This is a genomic window from Microbulbifer sp. ALW1, assembly GCF_009903625.1.
In the GTDB taxonomy this organism is placed as follows: Bacteria; Pseudomonadota; Gammaproteobacteria; order Pseudomonadales; family Cellvibrionaceae; genus Microbulbifer.
On the sequence record NZ_CP047569.1, the window covers coordinates 1307754 to 1329050 of the forward strand.

Below are 21297 nucleotides of genomic sequence, written 5' to 3' on the forward strand. Positions count from 1 at the left end.
CTGTTCCTTTTTTCCGGTCCTGACAGTTAACAAGAAGGCCGCTTGGTTGAACCCGCAGCGGCCAAATTTGGCGGCATGGTACCCCAACATCTGCGCAGGGCACAGTGACGCTTTGGTTTCGCCGCCATTCTGCGAATCTCTCGCACTTTCACCGCCGATCAATAGAGCTACAATGCGCCTTCACACTTAAGCGTAGACGGGTAACAGGGTATGGCTGTAGGCACAGGGGTGAGAGGCGCGGACCGGGTTCTCGACTTGCCGGGGTTACTGGAAGACCTGGTGAGCCAGGGTTATATCAGCCGCCTGGACGCCAATCGCCTGATTGGCACCCCGCGCACGGCCGAGCAGGCACAGATGCACCCGCTCAGCTATATCGCCAGCTGTGAGCTGCAGAACCAGAAGAAGCCGGGCAGGGTGCTGGATGCGGCTGTCCTGACCCAGTGGTTGGCGGATACCTCCTCCCACGGCCTCTACCATATCGACCCGCTGAAAGTGCATGTGGCCTCGGTCACCGAGGTCATGAGCTTCCAGTTTGCCAAGCGCCATCAGATACTCTGTGTGGAGGCCTCGAAAGAGATGCTGCTGGTGGCCACCGCCCAGCCCTATACCTCCGGCTGGGAAGAGCAACTGGAGCACACCAGCGGGCGCACCGTGCAGCGGGTGGTGGCGGACCCGGCGGATATCAAACGCTACTGCACCGAATTCTATTCCCTGGCCAACTCTATTTCCGGGGCCAGCGGGTTAAAGGGCAGTTCCGGTGCCAACAATTTCGAGCAGCTGCTGGAACTGGGTAATCTCAAGGACCCGGAGGCCAATGACCAGCACATCGTCAACATTGTGGACTGGTTGCTGCAGCACGCCTTTGATCAGCGCGCCAGTGATATCCACATAGAGCCGCGCCGGGATGTGGGCCGCATCCGCTTCCGCATCGACGGTGTGCTGCACCCGATTCACGAATTGCCGGACCAGGTCAACGCCGCCATCACCAGCCGCTTGAAGATCCTCGGGCGCATGAACGTGGCGGAAAAACGCAAACCCCAGGACGGACGCATCAAAACCAAGCGCCCCGATGGCAGCGAGGTGGAATTGCGCCTTTCCACCTTGCCCACGGCGTTCGGGGAAAAACTGGTGATGCGGATCTTCGATCCGGAAGTGCTGGCGCGCTCCTACACTGACCTGGGGCTCGCCGGCGACGACCTGGCGCGCTGGCAGACCATGTTGGCTCGCCCCAACGGTATCGTACTGGTCACCGGCCCCACCGGCTCTGGTAAAACCACCACCCTGTATACCGCGCTGAAGCAGCTGGCCTCCACCGAGGTAAATGTTTCCACCATCGAAGATCCCATTGAGATGGTGGAAGACAGCTTCAACCAGACCCAGGTGCACCACAGTATCGGTCTCGACTTTGCCGCGGGTATCCGCACCCTGATGCGTCAGGACCCGGACATCATCATGGTGGGGGAGATCCGCGACCTGGAAACCGCGCAGATGGCGGTACAGGCGGCGCTTACCGGCCACCTGGTGATCTCTACCCTGCACACCAACGATGCCCCTACCGCAGTGACGCGTCTGCTGGATCTCGGATTGCCCCACTATCTGCTCAAATCTACGGTACTCGGGGTAATGGCCCAGCGCCTGGTGCGCACCCTCTGCCCCAGCTGCAAGCGCAAGGCGGAGGTCAGTGACGAGGACTGGCAGGCACTGGTGAAACCCTGGAAGGCGCCCAAGCCCGAGGTGGTGTACCAGCCGGAGGGCTGTCTCGACTGCCGCAACACCGGCTACCGCGGCCGCCAGGGTATCTACGAAATACTGCCGTTCACCGAAGGAGTGCAGGCCCTGGTCACCCACGATTGCGATCTGCAGCTGGTGCGCCGGCAGGGGATGCGCGAGGGCATGAACAGTCTGCGGTTATCCGGTGCACGCAAGGTTGCCGCAGGTATCACCACCGTGCAGGAGGTGCTGCGGGTGGCACCGCCACCGGATATTTCTTTCTGACAAATGGCCATTCCTGTTGCATAGTCAGAGTGATCGAAGCGAACAATAAAGAAACGATCAATAAAAAAGCGATCAACTAAAAAGGATGATTGAGATGACGCTTGAATACGCACTTCTGGATGTTTTCGCCGATGCCCCGTTTCAGGGTACCCAGATCCCGGTGGTAAAACTGCCGGGGACCGAAACCAGCGACGCTTCAAAAATGGCGATCGCCAGTGAATTCCAGCAAACCGAAACCGTATTTATCGAGCCGCACAAGGATGTACCGGCCTGTGTGTTTAATAGCAAGGGGCCGCAGCGCTTCGGCGCCCACACCATTCTCGCCGCCTCCTATGTGGCGTTCGAGATGGGATTGACCCAGGACGAAGGTAGTTTTGCTTCCTTCCTGCTGCGTCAGGACGAGGGGCTGATCGAAAGCTTTATCGATAAAGCGGAAGCCGGGCCGGGCGCCATCCAGTTTGCGCGGGTGCTTTCCCCCACCGCCGATCGCTACACGCCGGAAGTTAGTCGCCTAGCTGCGGCACTGAACAGCGACGAAAAACATATCTCGTTCAGCAAGTACAAACCGATGGTGATCAGTGTCGACAGGCCCACACTGATCGTGCCCTTCACCCGCCCGGAGCATGTGATTGCCGCCAGTCTCAACAGCGAACGCTGGGCGCAACTGCTGGGTGAACTCTACACCTCGGAGCTTTTCCTGTTTGCGCCCGGTTCCATCACTGGCAGTACAGAATTCCACGGCCGCCTGCTGAACCCCAACCTGCCGAAAGAGGTGTTCCCGCCGATTGGCAACGTCATGCCGGAGTTTGTGGCCTACCTTGCGGAACAGCAGGAAACCGCGGCGGGCACCCACACCTTCTCCATTGATCGCGGCAGCCTGGAAACCCGCAAAAGTATTCTGCACGCCGAGTTCGATAAAAAACCGGGCAAGGAAGTGCGCTGTCGAATCGGCGGCAATGTGATCAAGATGGGCGTGGGGACGCTGCTGCACTCCTGAAGAAACCGTTTTGATTACCCGAAATTCCCATATTCCATAGATTGATGTAACCCCCAACAAAAAACGGGCCCGTGCATTGCACGGGTTTTTTGTGTCAAAGGAGAGAAAGATGTCGCTGTTCGAACACTGCCCCGCCCCCATGGCAAATCGTGCGCAGCAACGGTGGCAGCAGTGGTGTGAGGCGGCGGATGCGTCGATGGTGAGGCAGGTGGAAACTCGTCTGCAGAGCGCCGATGCCACCGCTCATCTCGTCGACGCCCTGGCGCACAGCCTGGTGGGTTCAGATTTTTTCCTGCAGCAGTGTGTGCGCTTCCCCGATCTGCTAGCGCTGCTGCTGGAGCAGGATGACCTGGGGATACCGCCCATTGACCTGGGAGCATTGGACAGCGAGGAGTCGCTGGAGCGGCACCTGCGCCAGCTGCGCAATCGCGTCAACAGCGAAGCCATCTGGCGGGATTTTGCCGGCCAGTGGGATATCCCCCAGGTGTGCGCCCGCCTCACCCAGCTGGCGGAAATGACGATTCAGGCAGCGCTGGATTGGCACCGGGCAAAGATGGTTGAGCGGCATGGCGAACCCCGCGACCGGGACGGCAATGTTCAGCCCATGATCGTGCTCGGCATGGGCAAGCTGGGTGCGCGCGAACTGAATTTATCCTCCGACATTGACCTGATTTTTGCCTACCCGGAGCCGGGCGAGAGTGACGGCGACCAGTTTGAAGGCAAGAAAACCCTGGAAAACCAGGCGTATTTTCAGCGCCTGGGCCAGCGACTGATCAAAACGCTGGATGCCGTCACCGCCGACGGCTTTGTATTCCGGGTGGATATGCGTTTGCGCCCTTACGGTGACAGCGGTCCCCTGGTAAGCCACTTTGCGGCACTGGAAGATTACTACCAGACCCAGGGGCGTGAGTGGGAGCGCTACGCCATGATCAAGGCGCGCCCGGTGGCGGCGGCCGGTGAAGCCGCGGCGGAAGCCTGCGAAGAATTGATGGAGCTGCTGCGACCCTTTACCTACCGCCGCTATATCGATTTCAGCGTGATCGAGGCGCTCAGGGAAATGAAAACCCTGATCCAGCGCCAGGTGCGCGCCCGCGGTCTGATCGACAATATCAAACTGGGCCGCGGCGGTATTCGTGAAGTGGAATTTATCGCCCAGGCTTTCCAGTTGATTCGCGGTGGTCGCGAGCCGGATCTGCGGGTGCGTAATATATTGAAAGTGCTGCCGCTGCTGGAGCAGGGCGGCCATTTACCGCAAGGCGCTGCCGCGGAGTTGCGCGATGCCTATCTGCTGTTGCGCCGGGTGGAGCACGGCCTGCAGGCGGAGCGCGACCAGCAAACGCAAACACTGCCGCCGGAAATCGAGCGTCGCGAACACCTGGCGTTTGCCCTCGGTTACACCAACTGGCAGGCGCTGGAAGAAAAACTGGTGGCGGCGCGCGCGGTCATCGAGCGCGAATTTGATGAGGTGATAGCGCCACCGGAAGAGGCAACGGAAATTACCGCTAGCGACAGCTGGCAGATGCTGTGGAATGGCTGCGAGCGCAGCGAAGACCGCGATAGCTGGCTCGAGCAATTACACAATGCCGGCTTTCAGCCCGCGGCCAAAGCGCTGGAAGCCGTGGTGGCTTTGCACAGCGATCGGATTGTCAGTGCGCTGCCCGCCACCGGCCGCCAGCGCCTGGACCAGACGATGCCGCTGTTGCTGGCCGCAGCTTCCGAAGTGAGTGAGCCCTTGCTGGCGCTGGAGCGGGTAACCCCCTTGCTGCGTTCTATTTTGCGCCGCAGTGCCTACCTGGTGCTGATCAATGAAAACCCGCCGATTCTGGCACAACTACTACGCCTGTGCAGCGCGTCACCGTGGATTGCCGAGCTATTGGCGCGCCACCCGATTTTATTAGATGAAATGCTCGACCAGCGCCGTCTGCTGGAGCCTTCCACGGCAAAAGATATTGCCGACGACCTGCGTCAGGAATTGCTGCGGGTGGATCCGGAAGACCTGGAAGCACAGATGGAAGCCCTGCGCCATTTCAAACAGGGCCAGAGCCTGCGTATTGCCGCCCAGGAAGTGACCGGCGCTTTGCCGTTGATGAAGGTAAGCGATTCACTGACGTGGCTGGCGGAGGCGATACTGCAGCAGTCGCTGACCCTGGCGTGGCAGCAGATGACGGAAAAACACGGAACGCCCAACGGCGCCACTGCCGAAGATATGCATTTTTCCATCGTCGCTTACGGCAAACTCGGTGGCCTGGAGCTGGGGCACGGCTCGGATCTGGATATCGTGTTTGTGCACGACGCCGAACCCCAGCAGTACACCGACGGCGAACGCTCCATCGACAATCTCAGCTTTTACACCCGACTCGCCCAGAGGCTGATCCATATCCTGCAGACCCGCACCCTGAGCGGTCCCCTGTACGAGGTGGATACGCGCCTCCGCCCGTCGGGCAACTCCGGTTTGCTGGTGACCTCACTGACAGCGTTTGAAAAGTATCAGCGCGAGAGCGCCTGGACCTGGGAACACCAGGCGCTGGTGCGCACACGCACCGTGGCTGGCAGTGTGCGCCTCGGAGAGGCGTTCGAATCCCTGCGCACAACGCTTTTATGTGAGGCGCGGGATGAGCAGAAATTGCGTGAAGAGGTGGTACAGATGCGCAATAAGATGCGTGCGCACCTCGATAAGAGCAATGATCGGCAATTCGATCTCAAGCACGGCGCGGGCGGTATTGTCGATATCGAATTTATGGTTCAATATGCCGCATTGGCCTGGGCGCAGCGCGCCCCATCAATCGTGCGATTTACCGATAATATTCGCATTCTTGAAAGCCTCATCGAGGCGGGCCTGATGCCGGCCCACCAAGCCGAGCATTTGATCGACGCCTACAAAGCCTACCGATCTGAAGGTCATCGCCTGGCATTACAACAGCTGCCGGGGGTTGTATCCGGTGACCAATTCGAAGCGGAAAGAAAGACCGTTGAAACAACTTGGCAGCAGTTACTGGGTTAAAGCGCTCCCGCCTTTTTTCGTGCGCGCGTTTTCCCCAATGGTTTCACTGCAGCCCAATTAAACTGTTTTTCACCAGGCTCTGTGCTGTAGGAGCCTGCCTGCAGGCGAACAGGCTCGATCCGGTATAGACCGCTCCCGCTCCTTCCCCAGGCCGCTCCTACAGAGTGCGTAATAGAATTTTGTAGGAGATCCCCATGTCTTTTGCCGATCGAGACGGCGTTATCTGGTTTGACGGTGAACTGGTTCCCTGGCGCGATGCCCGGATCCACGTTCTGACCCACACACTGCACTACGGAATGGGTGTTTTCGAAGGTGTGCGCGCCTACGAAACCGCCGATGGCGGCACCAGTATTTTCCGGCTGCAGGAGCATACCCGCCGCCTGTGCCGTTCCGCCAAAATCATGAACATGCCAATGCCGTACGATGCTGAGCAGCTGAATGAAGCCCAGCGTCTGGTGGTACGTGAGAATGGCCTCAAGGAAGCCTATCTGCGCCCCATGGCCTTTTACGGTTCCGAGGGCATGGGCCTGCGCGCGGACAAGCTGCAGACCCACGTGATTGTCGCCGCCTGGGAGTGGCCGAGCTATATGACCCCGGAAGCCCGCGAGCTGGGCATCAAGGTCAATACGTCTTCTTACACCCGCCACCATGTGAATATCGCCATGTGTAAGGCGAAGGCCAACGGCAACTACATCAACTCCATGCTGGCGCTGCAGGAAGCCATTCGCAACGGCTGTGAAGAGGCCCTGCTGTTGGACCCGGAAGGATATGTAGCGGAAGGCAGTGGTGAGAACTTCTTCCTGGTAAGCGACGGGGTTATCTACACCCCGGAACTGACCTCCTGTCTGGACGGCATCACCCGTGCCTCGGTGATCCAGCTGGCGCACGAGTGCGGTTATACCGTGAAGGAAAAGCGTATCACCCGCGACGAGGTGTACATTGCCGACGAAGCCTTCTTCACCGGCACCGCCGCGGAAGTGCTGCCGATCCGCATGCTGGATGGCCGCACCATCGGCGAAGGTCGCCGCGGGCCGGTGACCAAGCGTCTGCAGCAGCTCTACTTCGATGTGGTTCAGGGCAAGAGCCAGGCACACCTGGGCTGGCTCAGCGATGTGCATGAAACCTGCGCGCAGGTAGCAGCATCGGCCTGATTGTTTGGATTGAGCCAATCCAGCTCAAATAAAAAAGGGTGGATCCCGCAAGGTGTCCACCCTTTTTTTATGGTGTGTCGACAGGCCGACCTATCAGCTTGCCTGCTGTGGGCGTCCCACACAGTAGTAGTCAAAGCCGGCTTCGGCCATATCCAGCGGGTGGTACAGGTTGCGGCCGTCGAACACTACCGGCTCGCTCAGGCTGCTGCTGACGGTAGCAAAGTCCAGGGTTTTGAACTGCTGCCACTCGGTGGCCACGATCAGGGCGTCGGCGCCGGACAGGGCACTGTCGCGGGTGCCGCACAGCTGCAGGTCGTCGCGGTTGCCGTAAATGCGTTCGCACTCGTGCATGGCTTCCGGGTCAAAGGCGCGTACCTTGGCGCCCATCTGCCACAGGTTTTCCATCAGGACCCGCGCCGGTGCTTCACGCATGTCGTCGGTGTTGGGTTTGAACGCCAGTCCCCACAGGGCAAAGGTTTTGCCGGAGAGGTCCTTGCCGTAGCGCTGCACAATCTTCTCCAGCAGGTAGTGCTTCTGGCTGTGATTGCGGTCTTCCACCGCATTCAGGATCATCGGCTCCAGCCCCAGTTGCGCGGCGGTGGTTTTCAGCGCCTGCACATCTTTCGGGAAGCAGGAGCCGCCGTAACCGATACCGGGGTAGATGAAATGGTAGCCGATACGCGGGTCGGAACCGATGCCCTGGCGCACGGATTCGATATCTGCGCCCACCTTATCGGCAATCACCGCCATCTCGTTCATAAAACTGATCTTGGTGGCGAGCATGCAGTTAGCCGCGTACTTGGCCAGCTCCGCGCTGCGCACATCCATCACGATGACCTTGTCGTGATTGCGGTTAAATGGTGCGTACAGCTGACGCATCTTCTGCTCGGAGGCATTTTCCGAGGTGCCGATAATGATGCGGTCCGGCTTCATGCAGTCGGCCACCGCGGAGCCTTCCTTGAGGAATTCCGGGTTGGATATCACATCAAATTCCAGGTTCAGCGCATCGCGCGCCTGCAGGGTACGGGTTACTTCCTCACGCACCTTGTCCGCGGTGCCCACCGGCACGGTGGACTTGTTGATGATGTATTTTTTGCCGTCCATATGTTCGGCAATGGTGCGGGCTACGGTCAGTACGTAGCGCAGATCTGCGGAGCCATCTTCATCCGGCGGGGTGCCGACCGCGATGAAAATCAGTTCACCGTGGGCCACGCCCTCGGCGGCGTCGGTGGTGAAGGTCAGGTTGCCGGATTCATTGTTGCGCTTGACCAGTGGCTCCAGGCCCGGCTCGAAGATCGGAATATGTCCCTGCTTCAGGCGCTCGATCTTGTTTTCGTCGATATCGATGCAGGTTACCCGGTGGCCGGCTTCGGCCAGCACGGCCGCTTGTACCAGTCCTACATAACCGGTGCCAAATACGGAAACATTCATTGCTGTGTCGTTCCTTCACATTTGTCTGAATTGGAGATTTCTTTACTCGCTGCACCCTGCTCGGATTGTGGGAGGTTTGAGCGAGCGATCACCAGGGCAATACACAGCCAGGTGAATACCATCATTTCCGAGCTGAACAGTTCGCGATGGGTGCTCAGCGGAAACCAGGTGCACAGCAGTATGATCATTGGAGCCAGCGGGCGCCGGGATTCCGCTACCTGCGTATAGTCACCATGCCAGACGATACGCAGAAAGCATACCAGTACGGCGAGAAACAGGGCGCAGCCGACAATGCCGGCGCCGGCGAGAATTTCAAACACCACCTGGTGTGCGTAGGGTTGATCCAGGTGGGTGTCTGCCCAGTGTTCCGGCAGGAACAGCACATAGTTGCCGGCACCGGTACCGAGCCACGGCGAGGTGAGGAATTGCTCCCAGGCCTGGGCCCACAGCTGGATACGTACCGGAATCACGGACGACAGGCCGTCCATATCCAGGCTCTGGGGAATGCTGGCGGCAATACGCTTGCCGATCATCGGGTCGCTGATGATCCACCAGCCGGCAAACAGTGCGGCTGCCGCGAGCAGGCACAGCACACCGATGGACGCGCGCAGCTGCTGGCGAATGGTGTACAGCCAGATCAGGCTGATCAGGGCAAAGGCCACCCAGCCAGCGCGGGTATTGCCGAAGAAAGTGACCGCGAGGCACAGTAAATAGATTCCAGACTGTATCGGCAGGCTTAGCCTGCGCACCGCCGGGGCGAAGAGTACCCAAGCGCAGAGCGGGGCTATGTAGTAGCCGAATTTGTCCGGGTGGCTGAAGTAACCGCCGAGGCGCTCTGCCCGGGGTACGCCGAAGAAGTCGAAGCCCACCAGCGCCTGGAAGAGCCCATCCACCAGCCAGAAGCCGATAATGGCGAGCAGACACAGTTGCAGCTTGTGCCATATGGCATCATTCCGTGCCCACAGTAGCACCGGGATTCCCGCAAGCATCAGGATCAGCTGGAAGGCGGCCAGTTCAATGGGTTTGTCGGTGTATTCCGAACCCGCCGCAGAAAGTGCCAGCGCGGCCGCGGCCAGCAGGTTCATCAGGCACCAGGGCTTGATGCCAAACGGCTTCCAGCTGTTGCGGTCGCGAATCAGCAAGGCGATGGCGGTAATGGCGAGCACCAGCACCGAGAGCTGGAAGGTGCGTGACCAGGGCAGCACCCAGATAAAGCTGCACAGCAGCAGGCCGATGGCAAAGGGGCGGTCGAAAGTGCGCCGCAACAGGGCTTTGAGCGGGGATACGCTTTGCGGCGACGCGGCCGACAAGGTGGTAGACATACAGCGGGGATCCTGTTTTTCGGCCTTATTAACGACGATTTATGGGCCCTGGATAAGCCGAACATTGTATCCCCAGAGCCCGTTGCGGGCTACCGCAGGTGGCTCCGGGTCTGGCGGGTCACCGGTGTGTGCGCCAGTGGGTCATTCAGAGACCGCAATTGCGTACAGCAGTTTCAGTCTCGCCGGTGGCTGGGGTAGCATGCCGCGGAAGCGGGCGTGCGTTCACCGGCGCTCTTTCTGGATTCTGTATCCTGTATCCGTAGAGGTCATCGCAACGGGTGTGATTTGCGGTTAAAGCTGGTGGCGCTGAAGCAAGTGGCGTTGGAGCAATAAGGGGAAACTGTGCTGGTTATCTGGCGTTTTATTGACGGCAATCGTGCACACGAGAAGCAGAGCGCTGCGTTGGTCAGTGGCCTTGTGCAGTGTCTGGGGGCGGATGCGCTCGATTGCCGGGTGATCGACTGTGGTGCGGTCAGGATATCGCTGTGGGGGGGCTTGCCCGCGGCTCTGCAATCGCTGCCTCGCCCCGACTTCATTATTGGTGCGGGTCATCGCACCCACTGGCCGGTTCTGCGGGCGCGGCGCCTTTGCGGGGGCCGTAGTGTGGTGATCATGCAGCCGAGCCTGCCGCTTTCCTGGTTTGACTTTGTGATTGCACCGGAGCACGACCGGCCCCCGGCGCTGGAGAATGTGATCCTGACCCAGGGCGCACTTGCCGAGCCGTTGCCGGAATTGCCGCTGGAGGCGGATCGCGGGCTATTGCTGTTTGGCGGTCCCAGCCGGCATTTCCATTGGGACGCGGCCAAGGTGGCGGCGGTGTCGGAGCGGCTGCTGCAGCAGCCTCTGAAATGGGTGCTGGCGGATAGCCGCCGCACCCCGGAGGGAACCCTGGAGCAGTATGTGGGCAGCGGGGCCGAGCTGGTGCCCTGGCAGCAGAGTTCCCCGGGATGGCTGGCAGAGCAGATGGCCCGGGCCGGGCATATCTGGATTACCGGCGACAGTGTATCCATGGTGTTCGAGGCGCTGCAGAGCCGGGCGCAGATCGGCGTGATCGCCCAGCCCAGCCGGCGGCCGCGCAACAAAATTCGCGGCGCCATGCAGCGCCTGCTGGATCAGGGGCTGGTGACGGAACAGGTCGAGGCGATGAGCATGGATGCATCCACAGCGGATGCGCGGTCGTCTCGCGAACCCTTCAATCAACAGATAAGCTGTGCGCGCGCACTATTGCGCCGTTGCGGTATCAAAACAATCGAGGAGCACAGGTATGGTTGAGTTGGCGGAAGGGGCACAGCGGGACAAGCCATTGCGAATTTGCCAACTGTTTACCAGTGTAGAAACCGGCGGGCTGGAAAAGCATGTGCAGGAGCTCAGCAGCTGGCAATTGCAGAATTGCGAGGCCGAAGTCTACGTGATTGCCCACCCCCGCTATCGGGCCATGTTTCCCGCCGGGGTCCATTTTCTGGCGGTGAATACCGATCGCGGGCGCCGCAACCCACTACTCAGTTTTGAACTGCTGCGGTTGATGCGTCGCTATCGCTTCGACCTGGTGCACGCCCACGCGGCCAAGCCCGCCTACTTGATGCGCCGTCTACAGCGTTGGATTCCAGGCAAGGTGGTACTGACCCGGCACAATGTGGCCAATCCCAAAGACAGCCTGTCGAAACATTTCCCGCACCGGATTGCGGTGAGTCAGATGGCGGTGGCCAATTCAGCGCTGCGTTGGCAGGTGATCCCCAATGGCACCCGGTTGCCGAAGCTCGGTGAGGGTTACCGATCCGTGCTGGACAGTGGCAAACCGGCGGTGATTTCCGTTGCGCGCCTGGTGCCGGCCAAGGGAATTGATCTTCTGCTTCGGGCCTGGGCCCAGGCGCAGGTCGGGGATGCGGTGCTGTATATCCTCGGCGATGGCCCGCTGCGCGCGGAGCTGGAACGGCTTGGGGATGAGTTGCAGCTGGGGGAGCGTGTGAAGTTCGTCGGGTTCCAATCCCATGTTGCCGACTGGATGTCGGTGGCGGATCTGATGGTCGTCGCCTCAAGCAAGGAGGGCGCGCCTTATACCGTGGCCGAGGCGCTGCTGGCGGGCTGCCCGTTGGTTTCCACCCATGTGGGCAATGTGGCCGAAAATATTCCGGCGTCCTACCTGGTCGACATCGGCGATACTGCCGGGCTCGCAGTAAAACTGACGTCGGCGCTGGGGGACCTGGAACAGCTGCGGGACAATTACAGCCCTTATTTTGCCCGCGCCCGCGAGCGCCTGACCCTGGATGCGATGGCGACGGAAACCATGAAAGTGTACCGGACCGCACTGGCGTCAGCGCCATTAGTGACAGAATGAACGGCCGGGTGTCGGGTGTCGGGTGCGGGGTGCTAGGTATAAGTGGCTGGCGTTGCCTCAGCGCCGGCGACTGATGTCCTCTGCTTCTTCCCAGGTCATTGCGCGGTCTGAGGTTTCCCACTCCACCCGCGCCCACATGCGCTTGATTCTGCGCTCCAGATAGCGATTCCGGGAGCCCTCGAAAATTTCGGCAAACGGCAGGAAGGCGGACCGACCAAGGCCATCGATCAGCACCAGTCGGGGATTTTCCCGCGTCTCGCGGATGACCAGATTGTGGGGCAGCAGGTTCTTGGTCATCACTCCCGACAATCGCAGCCAGTCCGCAAACTCGCTGAGCGCGCGGCGAATGGTTTCATCCAGGCCGTAGAGTTGGAGGTAGCGCTCCAGGGTCATTGCCGGTTCACCACTGCTGTCCAGTATTAGCTCGGAAACGGATCCTGGGCCCGCGCTAGTGTCCTCGATACCGTACCAGCGCGGCAGGTGTTGCCAGACGATGCTGTCTGCGGCCGCGTTTTTTAATGCTTTCTGGTGGTAGCCCTCGCGCTCGCGCGCGTTGTCATCAAACTGGTCGTCCCCGAACAGTTTCTTGTACCAGGGGGCTCGCGCACGCAGTTCCCCAACACGCCCCGGAATCATCACCTTGATGCAGCGCTCCGGGTGTTCGGGATGGCGGTAGCAGTGGCGGTTGCCACCGGAGGCGAAGGGACGCTGCTCTCTCAGATCAATCAATGGTTACTGTCTCTCTTTTTCAATACTTCCGGCACTATTTTCCCGCACTAATTTCCGGTACTGGATTTCCCGGTATTGGCTCCTTCTGCCAGCAGCTGCTGATACAGGGCCAGGGTGCGTGCGACCATGTGATCGAGGGTGAACTCTGAGGGTAGCTCTGGGGAGAGCTTAGGGGAGAACTCAGGAGGGAGTTCAGGGGAGAGCCGCGCTGCCCCTGTCTGTGCCAGTAATCTGCGGGTTGTTGCCAGTAATTGTTCGCGGTTGCCATTCTCCACCAGGCCATCTGGAAAGCAGGCGCGCAGGGATTCGGCTGGACCGCCAATGTCATAGCCGATTATCGGCGTGCCCATGGCCGCCGCTTCTATCACGGTGCGCCCGAACGGCTCCGGGGTTTTCGACAGGTTATAGACCAAGGTGGATTGTCGGTACCATTCGCGGATATCGCTGCGGTGGCCGGTAAACGTGATCCTGTCCCGAACGCCCAGCTCGCTGGCCAGCGCTTGGAGTTCGTCGGCGTAGTGCTCTTTGTTTTTTTCCGCACCGCCGAGAATGATGCCCTGTATATCCTGATATTTTCCGTCCCCGCCGCTGCCCGTCAGTTCGGCAATCATGTGAATAAAATCTTCCTGTCCCTTCCAGCGGGTCAGGCGCCCTGGCAAAAGCAGCCAGCGGCGGTCGCGCAGCTCGGGGAATTCACCCAGTGTGGTTTCCTGCCAGTCCGCGGGCACCGGCAGCTCCGGTGAGAACTCGCGGGTGTCCACACCGCGGTAGATCACTTGCGGCTCTGCCCGCAGGTCTGACGAATAATTGTCCAGCAGGTAGCGTTTGACGCAATCGGAAATGGCGATGACCTGCTCGGTCCGGGCCATGATCGCGCTGTAGCGATTGATGGAGTAAAGGCCGTGGGCGGTGCTCACCAGTCGCGGTCGCGTCTTCGGGTCGAGCTTTTTCCACGCGAGGTAAGTGAGCCAGGCGGGTACCCGGGAGCGCAGGTGCAGGATATCCGGCTGTAGGTCCCGGATCAGGCGTCGCAGGGGGCGCACCTGGCAGAGGCTGGTCAGCGATTTTTTGTGCACCGGCAGGGTGATGTGCCGGCTGCCTTCCATTTCCAACTGTTTGACCAGACGTCCGCCGCTGGAAATAACGATGGATTCGTGACCGGCGTGCACCAGGGCACGGGCCAGGTCCAGGGTGCCCCTTTCTACGCCGCCGGAGTTGAGGGCGGGCAATAGCTGGATGACTTTCAAAATGCACTTCCCGCTGACCGGTTAAACAATGGTTCGGGGAGTCACTCAAATGCTCCTCGACGCGCGGATTATAGGGGACAAGGGCGGGGGTAACGCAAAGGGCTCCTTGTCCGAGCAGGTGAAGGGGGCTGGTGCCAGCCGCAGTCCGGTGACCTTAGTCTGGTTGACTTGGACGCCTGTGCGGTGAAAACTTCGGGCATTGAGTCGCGTCAGCGGGGCGCGAAGATAGCGTAGAATGCGGCGAGGTGCGGGATTTGGTCCCGCGGCGCTTGACCTCGCGTACGTTCACTTTCATCACCATCGCCGATACCGATTTTTAAACTGATGCGCCACATTTACACATGGTTTTTCCGCCTCTCCCTGCCGTTGATGCTGCTGCATCTGTGGTGGCGTGGCCGGGCCGACCCGGCTTACCGCAAGCGCTGGAGTGAGCGTTTTGGGCTGGTACCTTCCCGGCCCGGTGCCCGCCGCCGCTGGCGCGAGCGCTTTGGTGTGGTACCGGACCGCGCCAGCCGTGCGCCGCTGATCTGGATTCACTCGGTTTCGGTGGGAGAAACTCTCGCCGCCATTCCCCTGATTGAAGCCCTGGCCGCTCGTCACACACAGTGGCAGTGGCTGGTGACTACTACCACCCCAACCGGCTCCCAGCGCGTGCACGATGCCCTGGAGCCACTGCTCAATGGGCGCCTGCTGCACTACTACATGCCGTTCGATTTGCCCGAGTGCCTGTCGCCGTTTGTGGATGCTCTGCGCCCGAATATTCTGGTCAGTATGGAAACGGAACTGTGGCCGAACCTGCTGGCGGTGTGCAGCAGTCGCAATATGCCGTCGATCTTGGTCAATGGCCGCCTGAGCGCCAAGTCAGCGCGGGGATACGGTCACTTTGCCGGTCTGAGCCGCAGTATGCTGAATCACCTAACCCTGATACTGGCGCAGTACCCGGCAGATGCGGAGCGCTTTATTGAACTGGGGATGCCGGCGGAGCGGGTGACCGCGGTGGGCAATATCAAGTTTGACCTGCATATCGGGTCTGGCCTGATCAGCGAGGCTCAGGCGCTGTCGCACCAGTGGCGAGGGAATAGCCGCCGGCCGGTGTGGCTGGCAGCGAGTACCCATGCGGGGGAAGACGAGCTGGTGCTGGCGGCTTACGAGATCCTGCGCCGGGATTTCCCGGATCTGCTGCTGGTGCTGGTGCCGAGACATCCGGTGCGCTTCGATGGTGTGGCCCGCCTGTGCCGCGAGCAGAACTTGAGTGCCGTGCGACGCAGTGACGGCGTGGCTCCCGGCGCGAACGATCAGGTGCTGCTGGGGGATACCATGGGTGAACTGCTGCGTTTTTACGGTGCCTGCGATGTCGCCTTTGTCGGGGGCAGTCTGGTGCCTGTCGGCGGGCACAATATGATCGAGCCGGCGGCCTGGGGCGTTCCTATTGTGTGCGGGCCGCACCTGCACAATTTCAGTACCGTGTCCGCGCTGATGCGGGAGTCCGGTGGTCTGGTGGTGGCTGAAGACCCGGCGCAGATGGCCGCCGAAGTCGGAGTCTGGCTCGGCGACCCGGAGCGTCGCATGGCCGCGGGCAACAGTGCGCGGGAAGTGGCGGCGCAGAACAGCGGTGCGCTGGCGCGCACGGTGGATGAAATTGAAGTGTTGATGCGGGGGTGAGTCGCCCCGGTTGGTTGTCTGTTGCCAGAACAGTAAAAAGGGCCGGATGCGCGATGCACCCGGCCCTTTTTTGTTAATGGCCCCCGGCGGCTTGTTAATGGCCCCCGCGGCTTGTTGATAGCCCCAGTGGCGGTTTCTAGTGTTTGTCGGTCGCTTTGCGCACGCTGCTGCGAATCTGGGTGTTCAGCTTGCTGCCGGTATAGCGGCCTTTGCTGATATGGCGGATACGGTAAACCCCTGGGATATCCAACGGCTCACCCTGGGTCCCCAGCAGCCAGCGAAAGGCGCGGTCCTCGTGGGCCTTGCACCAGCTGGCCGCCGGCCTTTGGTAGTAAGCCAAGCTGTCGCAGTAGCCGCCGGCGCGGGCGATATCGCCGTGGGCAATCTGCAGTGGACCAGTAGCGCGGTCGCGGGTTTGCTCCACAAACAGCGAGTCGTCGATATCGATGACCCGCAAATCCTGCGGATCGAAGTTCAGCATGGGGTCGTCATCCTCCAGCAGCGAGGTGATGCGCTCGCGCAGGGGGAACACCAGGCTGTCGTTGCGGCCCTGCAGCTGCTCCGCCAGCTGGTCGATGCACTGCTCGCGGAACATCAGGTCGCAATCGGTAAACCAGATCCAGTCGGCCTTGGTGGCCAGGGCCGCCTGATTGCGGCCGATCGCGCGGCGGTACAGGGATTCCTTCGGCAGCTCACACCAGTTCCAGGTCACCCCGGGCACCTCTTGCTTGGCGAAAAAGTCGAGTACGGCGGCGGTGCGGGTGTCTTCGCCGTTGTAGTACACCGTCATGGTCACGGTGGCTTTTGTGGGCGGAAAGAGTGCCAGGGAGCTCAACTGGTAAATCAGGAAGTGGGAGTACTGCCAGCAGTGGCTGACGATTTCAATATCCAGCTTGCCACTGCGCGCTGCGCGTTGCTCTTTTCCCGGCAGTGGTTTTTGAAACAGCGAGGCGGGCACCCAGCCGCTGGCGGCGAGACGCAGGAAACGGCTGACGATGGGATCAGACCAGTGTTTTTTCAGGTCGACGCTGGGAGAATCAGTGTGATCAGAATTACTTGGCATGGCGCTATCTTGTCAAAGTGAGGCGGATATACATTCGAAAACCGCCGGTTAATACTTGGGAACACAGGTTCGGGAGGGGGCGATGGCCTCAGTCTGTCAGCCCGCCGTTTTTTGTCCCCGGTTGATAACCGGCATCCAGCAACTGGCGAATCCCCTGGGGTGTTTCAATGATGCGCTCTTTGGCCACCCGCAGGCGCAGGGCCTTGTTGCGGGCAACGATTTCCGGGTCGGCGTAGCCGCGGGGGTGGTCCAGGTGTACGCAGACGGCATCAAAGCGCACATGGCGGGGCTTGATGCCGGCGTTCTCAAGGCGCACCCCGAATTCCCGGTCCAGTCCGCCCCAGGCCATGCGCTCGTCGAAGCCATTCACCTTGAGGATGTCGTCCCGCCAGGCAGAGGCATTGGAGCCCTTGAGGTTGCAGGCGGTGGGGGTGATGCGGTTGAGCAGCGGCGCCCAGCGCGGCGTTGCGCGGAGTTTCAGGGTCTTGCGCCGGGCCTTCAGGCCGTGCTCCCTGAGCCACTGGAAATCGAAGCAGCGCCCGGACAGGATGTCGTCCCGGGTGATGGCTTCGCTGGTGCTCATGGGCAACTTGAAGTAGCTGCCGGAGAGGAAGTAGCCCCGCTCGGCACGGCGTTTGTGTACTTCCAGAAAGTCCGCCCGCGGTATGCAGTCGCCGTCGGTGAACACAATATAGTCACCGCGAGCCTCGAGAATGGCCTTGTTGAGGATGCGGCATTTGCGGAAGCCGTCATCTTTCTGCCAGACATGGCGAATATCCAGTCCCGTCTCCTCCCGCAGGCGCGCGACCAGTTCGGCGGTGTCACTACGGGAGCCGTCATCGGCAACAATCACTTCCAGAGCCTGTTCGGTTTGGCAACTGTATCCCCACAGCACTTTTTCCAGCCATTCGGGGGAGTTGTACGTGGTCATGATGACAGACAGTTTCATGGGCTTCTGCGGTTGGTTGGCGTGGTTGATGGGAGAGTGTGACTCGGTGTGCTGCCAGGCGGAGAATCGGGCATTGCCGGGCGGGAAATCGGGGCCGCTGAGCATATACCAACAATCCGGCTATTGCGAACGCGCGGGCGGAGCCGGTTGACCGGGCAGTGCTGCCTGTTTTCGGGCCTGATTCCGTGCCGGGTTCCTGAGTGACTCCGGGCTTAAAAGCCGCCAAGTTTAAGGTGTTGGCCAGGGCTTTGCACCCGGAGTGGGCGGTTGACGGGTCAATTTGGGATAGGGTTCATTTCGGTTAATAGAGTCACGGCACGCCCCCCGGGTGATTTGGTATGCTGTACCGGTTGCAACCGCCTCCGGTGATGGCCCGGCGGTGATAGCCCGGCGGTGATAGCCCGGTTCCTGTCCTTCGACGTCTACCACCCGATTTTAACCACTCGAGCCCCCATGCATATTTTTGTCTTTTCCTACAATCGCGGCCCGTTTCTCGAAAACTGCATCAGCTCCATCGAAGACTGTGCGCCGCAATGCCAGCTGACGGTCATTGACGATGGCAGCGATGATCCGGAGACCCGCCGTGTGCTGGCGGAGATTGCCAAGCGGCACCAGGTGATCGACAAAACTGCCGAGAGTGGCCACAAACTCGGTGGCCTCTACGCCAATATGCAGGCGGCCTTTGAAATGGCCGCTGACGATGCCCTTATCTGCTTTCTGCAGGATGACACCCAGATGGTGCGCCGGCTATCCGATGAGGATATTCAGGAGCTGCGGCAGAACTTTGCGGATCAGCCGGACCTGGGGTTCATTTCACCGGCATTTGTACGCGGTATTTCCCTGAAAAAAGCGGCCAACCAGGATTTCCGTTTCGATCGTGAGCGCGGCTTCTGGTTCTGGTATCCGCGCAAGCGCTCAACCGGGACCTGGTTCTCCGCACTGCTGATTGCCGACCCCCGGCGCCTGCGCCAGGTGGACTGGTCTTTCGAGGTGGGTGAATCGGTAAACAACCGCAAGGCCGCGAAAATTTTCTGCCGCATGGCGCGGATGCGCGCTCCCTTCTCCATGTGGCTGCCGAACGGCCGCGCCTATCGCGGCAAACAGAAATCCCTGGCCCTGCGCTTTGGTGAATGGTCCCGGCGCTGCGGCCTCTACCCGCTGGAGATCATGACGGATCAGCAGGCGGAGAATCTCAAGCTGGCGGATCCTGCCCGGTTGCCGGTGGCTGAAGAGTTCCTCAAACCTACCCGTGGCGCGCTCAAGACGCCCTGGGCCTATGACCCGATGCAGGGGGCCGGTTGGCTCAAGCTGCTGGATCGCCTGGAGCGCAAATTGCGCGGACTTTTTCGCTGAGCTTTTATTTTTCGTAGTGTTTTCCTCGGCATTTACCATGGCTTTTTTTGCCGGGTGCGAGCAGTTCGTCACCTGGGGGCTGGGGTGGGGGCCGGCTTGGGGGTAGAATGCGCGGGATTTTCATCAGGTGGACGGCGCCGCTGGCACAGTGACTGTGCACACCCGGTGCAAAGCGAGGGATTACCCGTGGGGTATCGGCAATTCAAAAATAAACTGGCGACTGTCATTTATGACGATGCGCTGGTGGATGCCAATTGCGAGCAGCTGTTCCAGCGGGAATGGCTTCAGCAGAACAGCAATGGTGCGCTGGTGGAGCGCGGCAAAGCGGTGATGTTTAGCTACCGCGGGCTGGAACTGGTGTTCAAGCGCTATCACCGCGGTGGCCTCGCCGGGCGCCTGGTCGAAAAGACGTACCTGTACAGTCGTTTACCCAACACTCGTGTGTGGCGGGAGTTCAATATGCTGGCGGCGATGCGCAAGCTGGGACTGCCGGTGCCGCGCCCGGTGGCGGCCCGTTGTGTCAGTCTGCCACCGCTGGGCTACCGTGCTGCGCTGATTACCGAGCGGGTAGCGGACTCGAAAACCCTGACCGAAACCCTGTGCGAAAAGCCGCTGGATAACGCCCTCTGGCAAAAACTGGGTGCATTGATCGCACGCTTTCACCGCGCGAATGTTTACCACGCAGATCTCAACGCCAGCAATATTCTGTTGACGGGCGGTGACGAGATTTACTTGATCGACTTCGATAAAGGGGTCATCCGCAAACATCTCTCCCGCCAAGATGCGCAGTCCAATGTATCCCGCCTGCGGCGCTCACTGGACAAGCTCCAGGGGCGTCACCCCACTTTTTATTTTTCGGAAGAAAACTGGCAGGCGCTGACCCAGGCCTACCAGCGCGCTATGGACTGCGAAAGCGCATAGCTGATCCGGGCAGTTAAACCGAATAGTAAGCCCGGTACCACTCCACAAATTTTTGCACCCCTTCTCGTACGCTGGTGTCCGGCTTGTAGCCGATGGCCTGTTGCAGTTTGCGGGTGTCCGCGTGGGTGTCGGGAATGTCGCCCGGTTGCATTGGCAGCATCTCGCGGATCGCTTTTTTACCCAGTGCTTCCTCCAGCGCATCGATATAGTCGGACAGTTGCGCGGGGTTGCCGTTGCCGATATTGAAAATACGGAAGGGGGCATTGCTGGTGGCTGCGGCGGGATTCGCTGCGGACCAGGCGGGATCTGCCGTGGCAATCTGGTCGCTGGACTTGATCACCCCTTCAACAATGTCGTCGATGTAGGTGAAGTCGCGGCTGTGGTGGCCGTGGTTGAACACCGGGATCGGCTGTTCCTGCAAAATCAGTTTGGTGAATTTGAACAGCGCCATATCCGGGCGCCCCCAGGGACCGTACACGGTAAAAAAGCGCAGACCGGTGGTGGGCAGTTTGAACAGGTGGCTGTAGCTGTGGGCCATCAGCTCGTTGGCGCGTTTGGTGGCGGCGTAAAACTGCAGCGGGTGGTCTACACCGTGATCCTCACTGAACGGCATGGTGGTGTTGCCGCCGTAGACACTGCTGGTACTGGCGTAGGTGAGGTGTGGCGTTTTCGCACTGCGGCAGGCTTCCAGCAGGTTGGAAAAGCCGACCAGGTTGCTTTCTACATAGGCTTCCGGGTGTTCGATGGAGTGGCGCACGCCGGCCTGGGCGGCAAGGTGAATAACGCGATCGAACTGGTGGCGTTCAAAGCAGGCGTCGAGTGCCGCTTTGTCGGCGATATTGGCGCGTACAAATTCATACTCAACCGCATCGCCCTGTCGCTGCGCGGTTTTTTCCAGCGCCTGCAGGCGGGCCTCCTTGAGGCTGGTTTCGTAGTAGTCGTTGACATTATCCACGCCCACCACGGAATCGCCCCGTGCCATCAGCGCGTTTGCTACGTGGAAACCGATAAAGCCCGCATTGCCGGTAATCAGACACTTCATGAGTAAAAACAGACCGCTGTTGAATAATCCAGGAGGCTAGGTCGGGAGTTCGCGCAATTGTGAATCGCGCCCCGCAATTGTAGTCAGCCCACAAAAAAG

The 21297-nt window shown here is 60.3% G+C and carries 16 protein-coding genes; 9 read left to right on the forward strand and 7 right to left on the reverse strand.

Annotation, left to right across the window (positions count from 1 at the left end; genetic code table 11):
• Positions 1-210: 210 nt before the first annotated feature.
• From GRX76_RS05400 to GRX76_RS05415, 4 genes are all read left to right on the forward strand, one after another.
• Positions 211-1995 (forward strand): GspE/PulE family protein, encoded by a 1785-nt coding sequence (locus tag GRX76_RS05400; protein WP_160152373.1) that lies wholly within the window; start codon positions 211-213, stop codon positions 1993-1995.
• 94 nt (positions 1996-2089) lie between these two features.
• Entirely contained in the window at positions 2090-2992 is a 903-nt protein-coding gene (locus GRX76_RS05405; protein ID WP_160152374.1) for a PhzF family phenazine biosynthesis protein, read from the forward strand.
• 109 nt (positions 2993-3101) lie between these two features.
• The gene (glnE, locus tag GRX76_RS05410) at positions 3102-5993 is read left to right on the forward strand and encodes a bifunctional [glutamate--ammonia ligase]-adenylyl-L-tyrosine phosphorylase/[glutamate--ammonia-ligase] adenylyltransferase (RefSeq protein WP_160152375.1); all 2892 of its coding nucleotides are present in this window, start codon (positions 3102-3104) and stop codon (positions 5991-5993) included.
• Between the two features lie 194 nt (positions 5994-6187).
• Positions 6188-7144, forward strand: coding sequence for a branched-chain amino acid transaminase (locus GRX76_RS05415; protein ID WP_160152376.1), 957 nt, complete (start codon positions 6188-6190; stop codon positions 7142-7144).
• 93 nt (positions 7145-7237) lie between these two features.
• Here GRX76_RS05415 and GRX76_RS05420 read toward each other — a convergent pair whose 3' ends face one another.
• Both GRX76_RS05420 and GRX76_RS05425 read right to left on the reverse strand, forming a co-directional pair.
• Positions 7238-8575, reverse strand: coding sequence for a UDP-glucose/GDP-mannose dehydrogenase family protein (locus tag GRX76_RS05420; protein WP_160152377.1), 1338 nt, complete (start codon positions 8573-8575; stop codon positions 7238-7240).
• Positions 8572-9897, reverse strand: a complete 1326-nt coding sequence (locus tag GRX76_RS05425) for an O-antigen ligase (protein ID WP_160152378.1) — start codon at positions 9895-9897, stop codon at positions 8572-8574. Before GRX76_RS05425 ends, GRX76_RS05420 begins: the two co-directional genes overlap by 4 nt.
• Positions 9898-10239: 342 nt before the next feature.
• Here GRX76_RS05425 and GRX76_RS05430 point away from each other — a divergent pair, with 342 nt between their 5' ends.
• Both GRX76_RS05430 and GRX76_RS05435 read left to right on the forward strand, forming a co-directional pair.
• A complete protein-coding gene (locus GRX76_RS05430) occupies positions 10240-11169 on the forward strand; it encodes a mitochondrial fission ELM1 family protein (protein ID WP_160152379.1) in 930 nt (309 codons plus the stop codon).
• Positions 11162-12232 (forward strand): glycosyltransferase family 4 protein, encoded by a 1071-nt coding sequence (locus tag GRX76_RS05435; protein ID WP_160152380.1) that lies wholly within the window; start codon positions 11162-11164, stop codon positions 12230-12232. The genes GRX76_RS05430 and GRX76_RS05435 overlap by 8 nt, the downstream gene beginning before the upstream one ends.
• A 57-nt stretch (positions 12233-12289) precedes the next feature.
• Here the strand turns inward: GRX76_RS05435 and GRX76_RS05440 are convergent, their stop codons facing one another.
• Positions 12290-12961, reverse strand: a complete 672-nt coding sequence (locus tag GRX76_RS05440) for a YrbL family protein (RefSeq protein WP_160152381.1) — start codon at positions 12959-12961, stop codon at positions 12290-12292.
• A gap of 47 nt (positions 12962-13008) precedes the next feature.
• Positions 13009-14208, reverse strand: coding sequence for a glycosyltransferase family 4 protein (locus GRX76_RS05445; RefSeq protein ID WP_160152382.1), 1200 nt, complete (start codon positions 14206-14208; stop codon positions 13009-13011).
• 324 nt (positions 14209-14532) lie between these two features.
• On the opposite strand from GRX76_RS05445, the gene waaA reads away from it, so the two are divergent.
• A complete protein-coding gene (waaA, locus tag GRX76_RS05450; protein ID WP_160152383.1) occupies positions 14533-15870 on the forward strand; it encodes a lipid IV(A) 3-deoxy-D-manno-octulosonic acid transferase in 1338 nt (445 codons plus the stop codon).
• Between the two features lie 136 nt (positions 15871-16006).
• Here waaA and GRX76_RS05455 read toward each other — a convergent pair whose 3' ends face one another.
• Together GRX76_RS05455 and GRX76_RS05460 are read right to left on the reverse strand one after the other, a co-directional pair.
• Positions 16007-16933, reverse strand: coding sequence for a glycosyltransferase family A protein (locus tag GRX76_RS05455; protein WP_160152384.1), 927 nt, complete (start codon positions 16931-16933; stop codon positions 16007-16009).
• A gap of 88 nt (positions 16934-17021) precedes the next feature.
• Positions 17022-17987 (reverse strand): glycosyltransferase family 2 protein, encoded by a 966-nt coding sequence (locus tag GRX76_RS05460; RefSeq protein WP_236250557.1) that lies wholly within the window; start codon positions 17985-17987, stop codon positions 17022-17024.
• 348 nt (positions 17988-18335) lie between these two features.
• Between GRX76_RS05460 and GRX76_RS05465 the strand changes: the two genes are divergently transcribed.
• Together GRX76_RS05465 and GRX76_RS05470 are read left to right on the forward strand one after the other, a co-directional pair.
• The gene (locus tag GRX76_RS05465) at positions 18336-19235 is read left to right on the forward strand and encodes a glycosyltransferase family A protein (RefSeq protein WP_160152385.1); all 900 of its coding nucleotides are present in this window, start codon (positions 18336-18338) and stop codon (positions 19233-19235) included.
• A gap of 186 nt (positions 19236-19421) precedes the next feature.
• Positions 19422-20156: a 3-deoxy-D-manno-octulosonic acid kinase gene (locus GRX76_RS05470; RefSeq protein WP_160152386.1), complete on the forward strand. Its 735-nt coding sequence runs from the start codon at positions 19422-19424 to the stop codon at positions 20154-20156.
• Positions 20157-20169: 13 nt separating this feature from the next.
• Here GRX76_RS05470 and GRX76_RS05475 read toward each other — a convergent pair whose 3' ends face one another.
• Positions 20170-21198: an NAD-dependent epimerase gene (locus GRX76_RS05475; protein WP_160152387.1), complete on the reverse strand. Its 1029-nt coding sequence runs from the start codon at positions 21196-21198 to the stop codon at positions 20170-20172.
• Positions 21199-21297 lie beyond the last annotated feature (99 nt).

What these genes read in the sequence shown, in the direction of transcription:
- GRX76_RS05400 (WP_160152373.1), top strand. Translation starts at nt 211, where the DNA reads ATGGCTGTAGGCACAGGGGTGAGAGGCGCGGACCGGGTTCTCGACTTG.
- GRX76_RS05465 (WP_160152385.1), top strand. Translation starts at nt 18,336, where the DNA reads ATGCATATTTTTGTCTTTTCCTACAATCGCGGCCCGTTTCTCGAAAAC.
- GRX76_RS05455 (WP_160152384.1), bottom strand. Translation starts at nt 16,933, where the DNA reads ATGCCAAGTAATTCTGATCACACTGATTCTCCCAGCGTCGACCTGAAA.
- GRX76_RS05415 (WP_160152376.1), top strand. Translation starts at nt 6,188, where the DNA reads ATGTCTTTTGCCGATCGAGACGGCGTTATCTGGTTTGACGGTGAACTG.
- GRX76_RS05435 (WP_160152380.1), top strand. Translation starts at nt 11,162, where the DNA reads ATGGTTGAGTTGGCGGAAGGGGCACAGCGGGACAAGCCATTGCGAATT.
- glnE (WP_160152375.1), top strand. Translation starts at nt 3,102, where the DNA reads ATGTCGCTGTTCGAACACTGCCCCGCCCCCATGGCAAATCGTGCGCAG.
- GRX76_RS05405 (WP_160152374.1), top strand. Translation starts at nt 2,090, where the DNA reads ATGACGCTTGAATACGCACTTCTGGATGTTTTCGCCGATGCCCCGTTT.
- GRX76_RS05425 (WP_160152378.1), bottom strand. Translation starts at nt 9,897, where the DNA reads ATGTCTACCACCTTGTCGGCCGCGTCGCCGCAAAGCGTATCCCCGCTC.
- waaA (WP_160152383.1), top strand. Translation starts at nt 14,533, where the DNA reads ATGCGCCACATTTACACATGGTTTTTCCGCCTCTCCCTGCCGTTGATG.
- GRX76_RS05475 (WP_160152387.1), bottom strand. Translation starts at nt 21,198, where the DNA reads ATGAAGTGTCTGATTACCGGCAATGCGGGCTTTATCGGTTTCCACGTA.
- GRX76_RS05460 (WP_236250557.1), bottom strand. Translation starts at nt 17,987, where the DNA reads ATGCTCAGCGGCCCCGATTTCCCGCCCGGCAATGCCCGATTCTCCGCC.
- GRX76_RS05420 (WP_160152377.1), bottom strand. Translation starts at nt 8,575, where the DNA reads ATGAATGTTTCCGTATTTGGCACCGGTTATGTAGGACTGGTACAAGCG.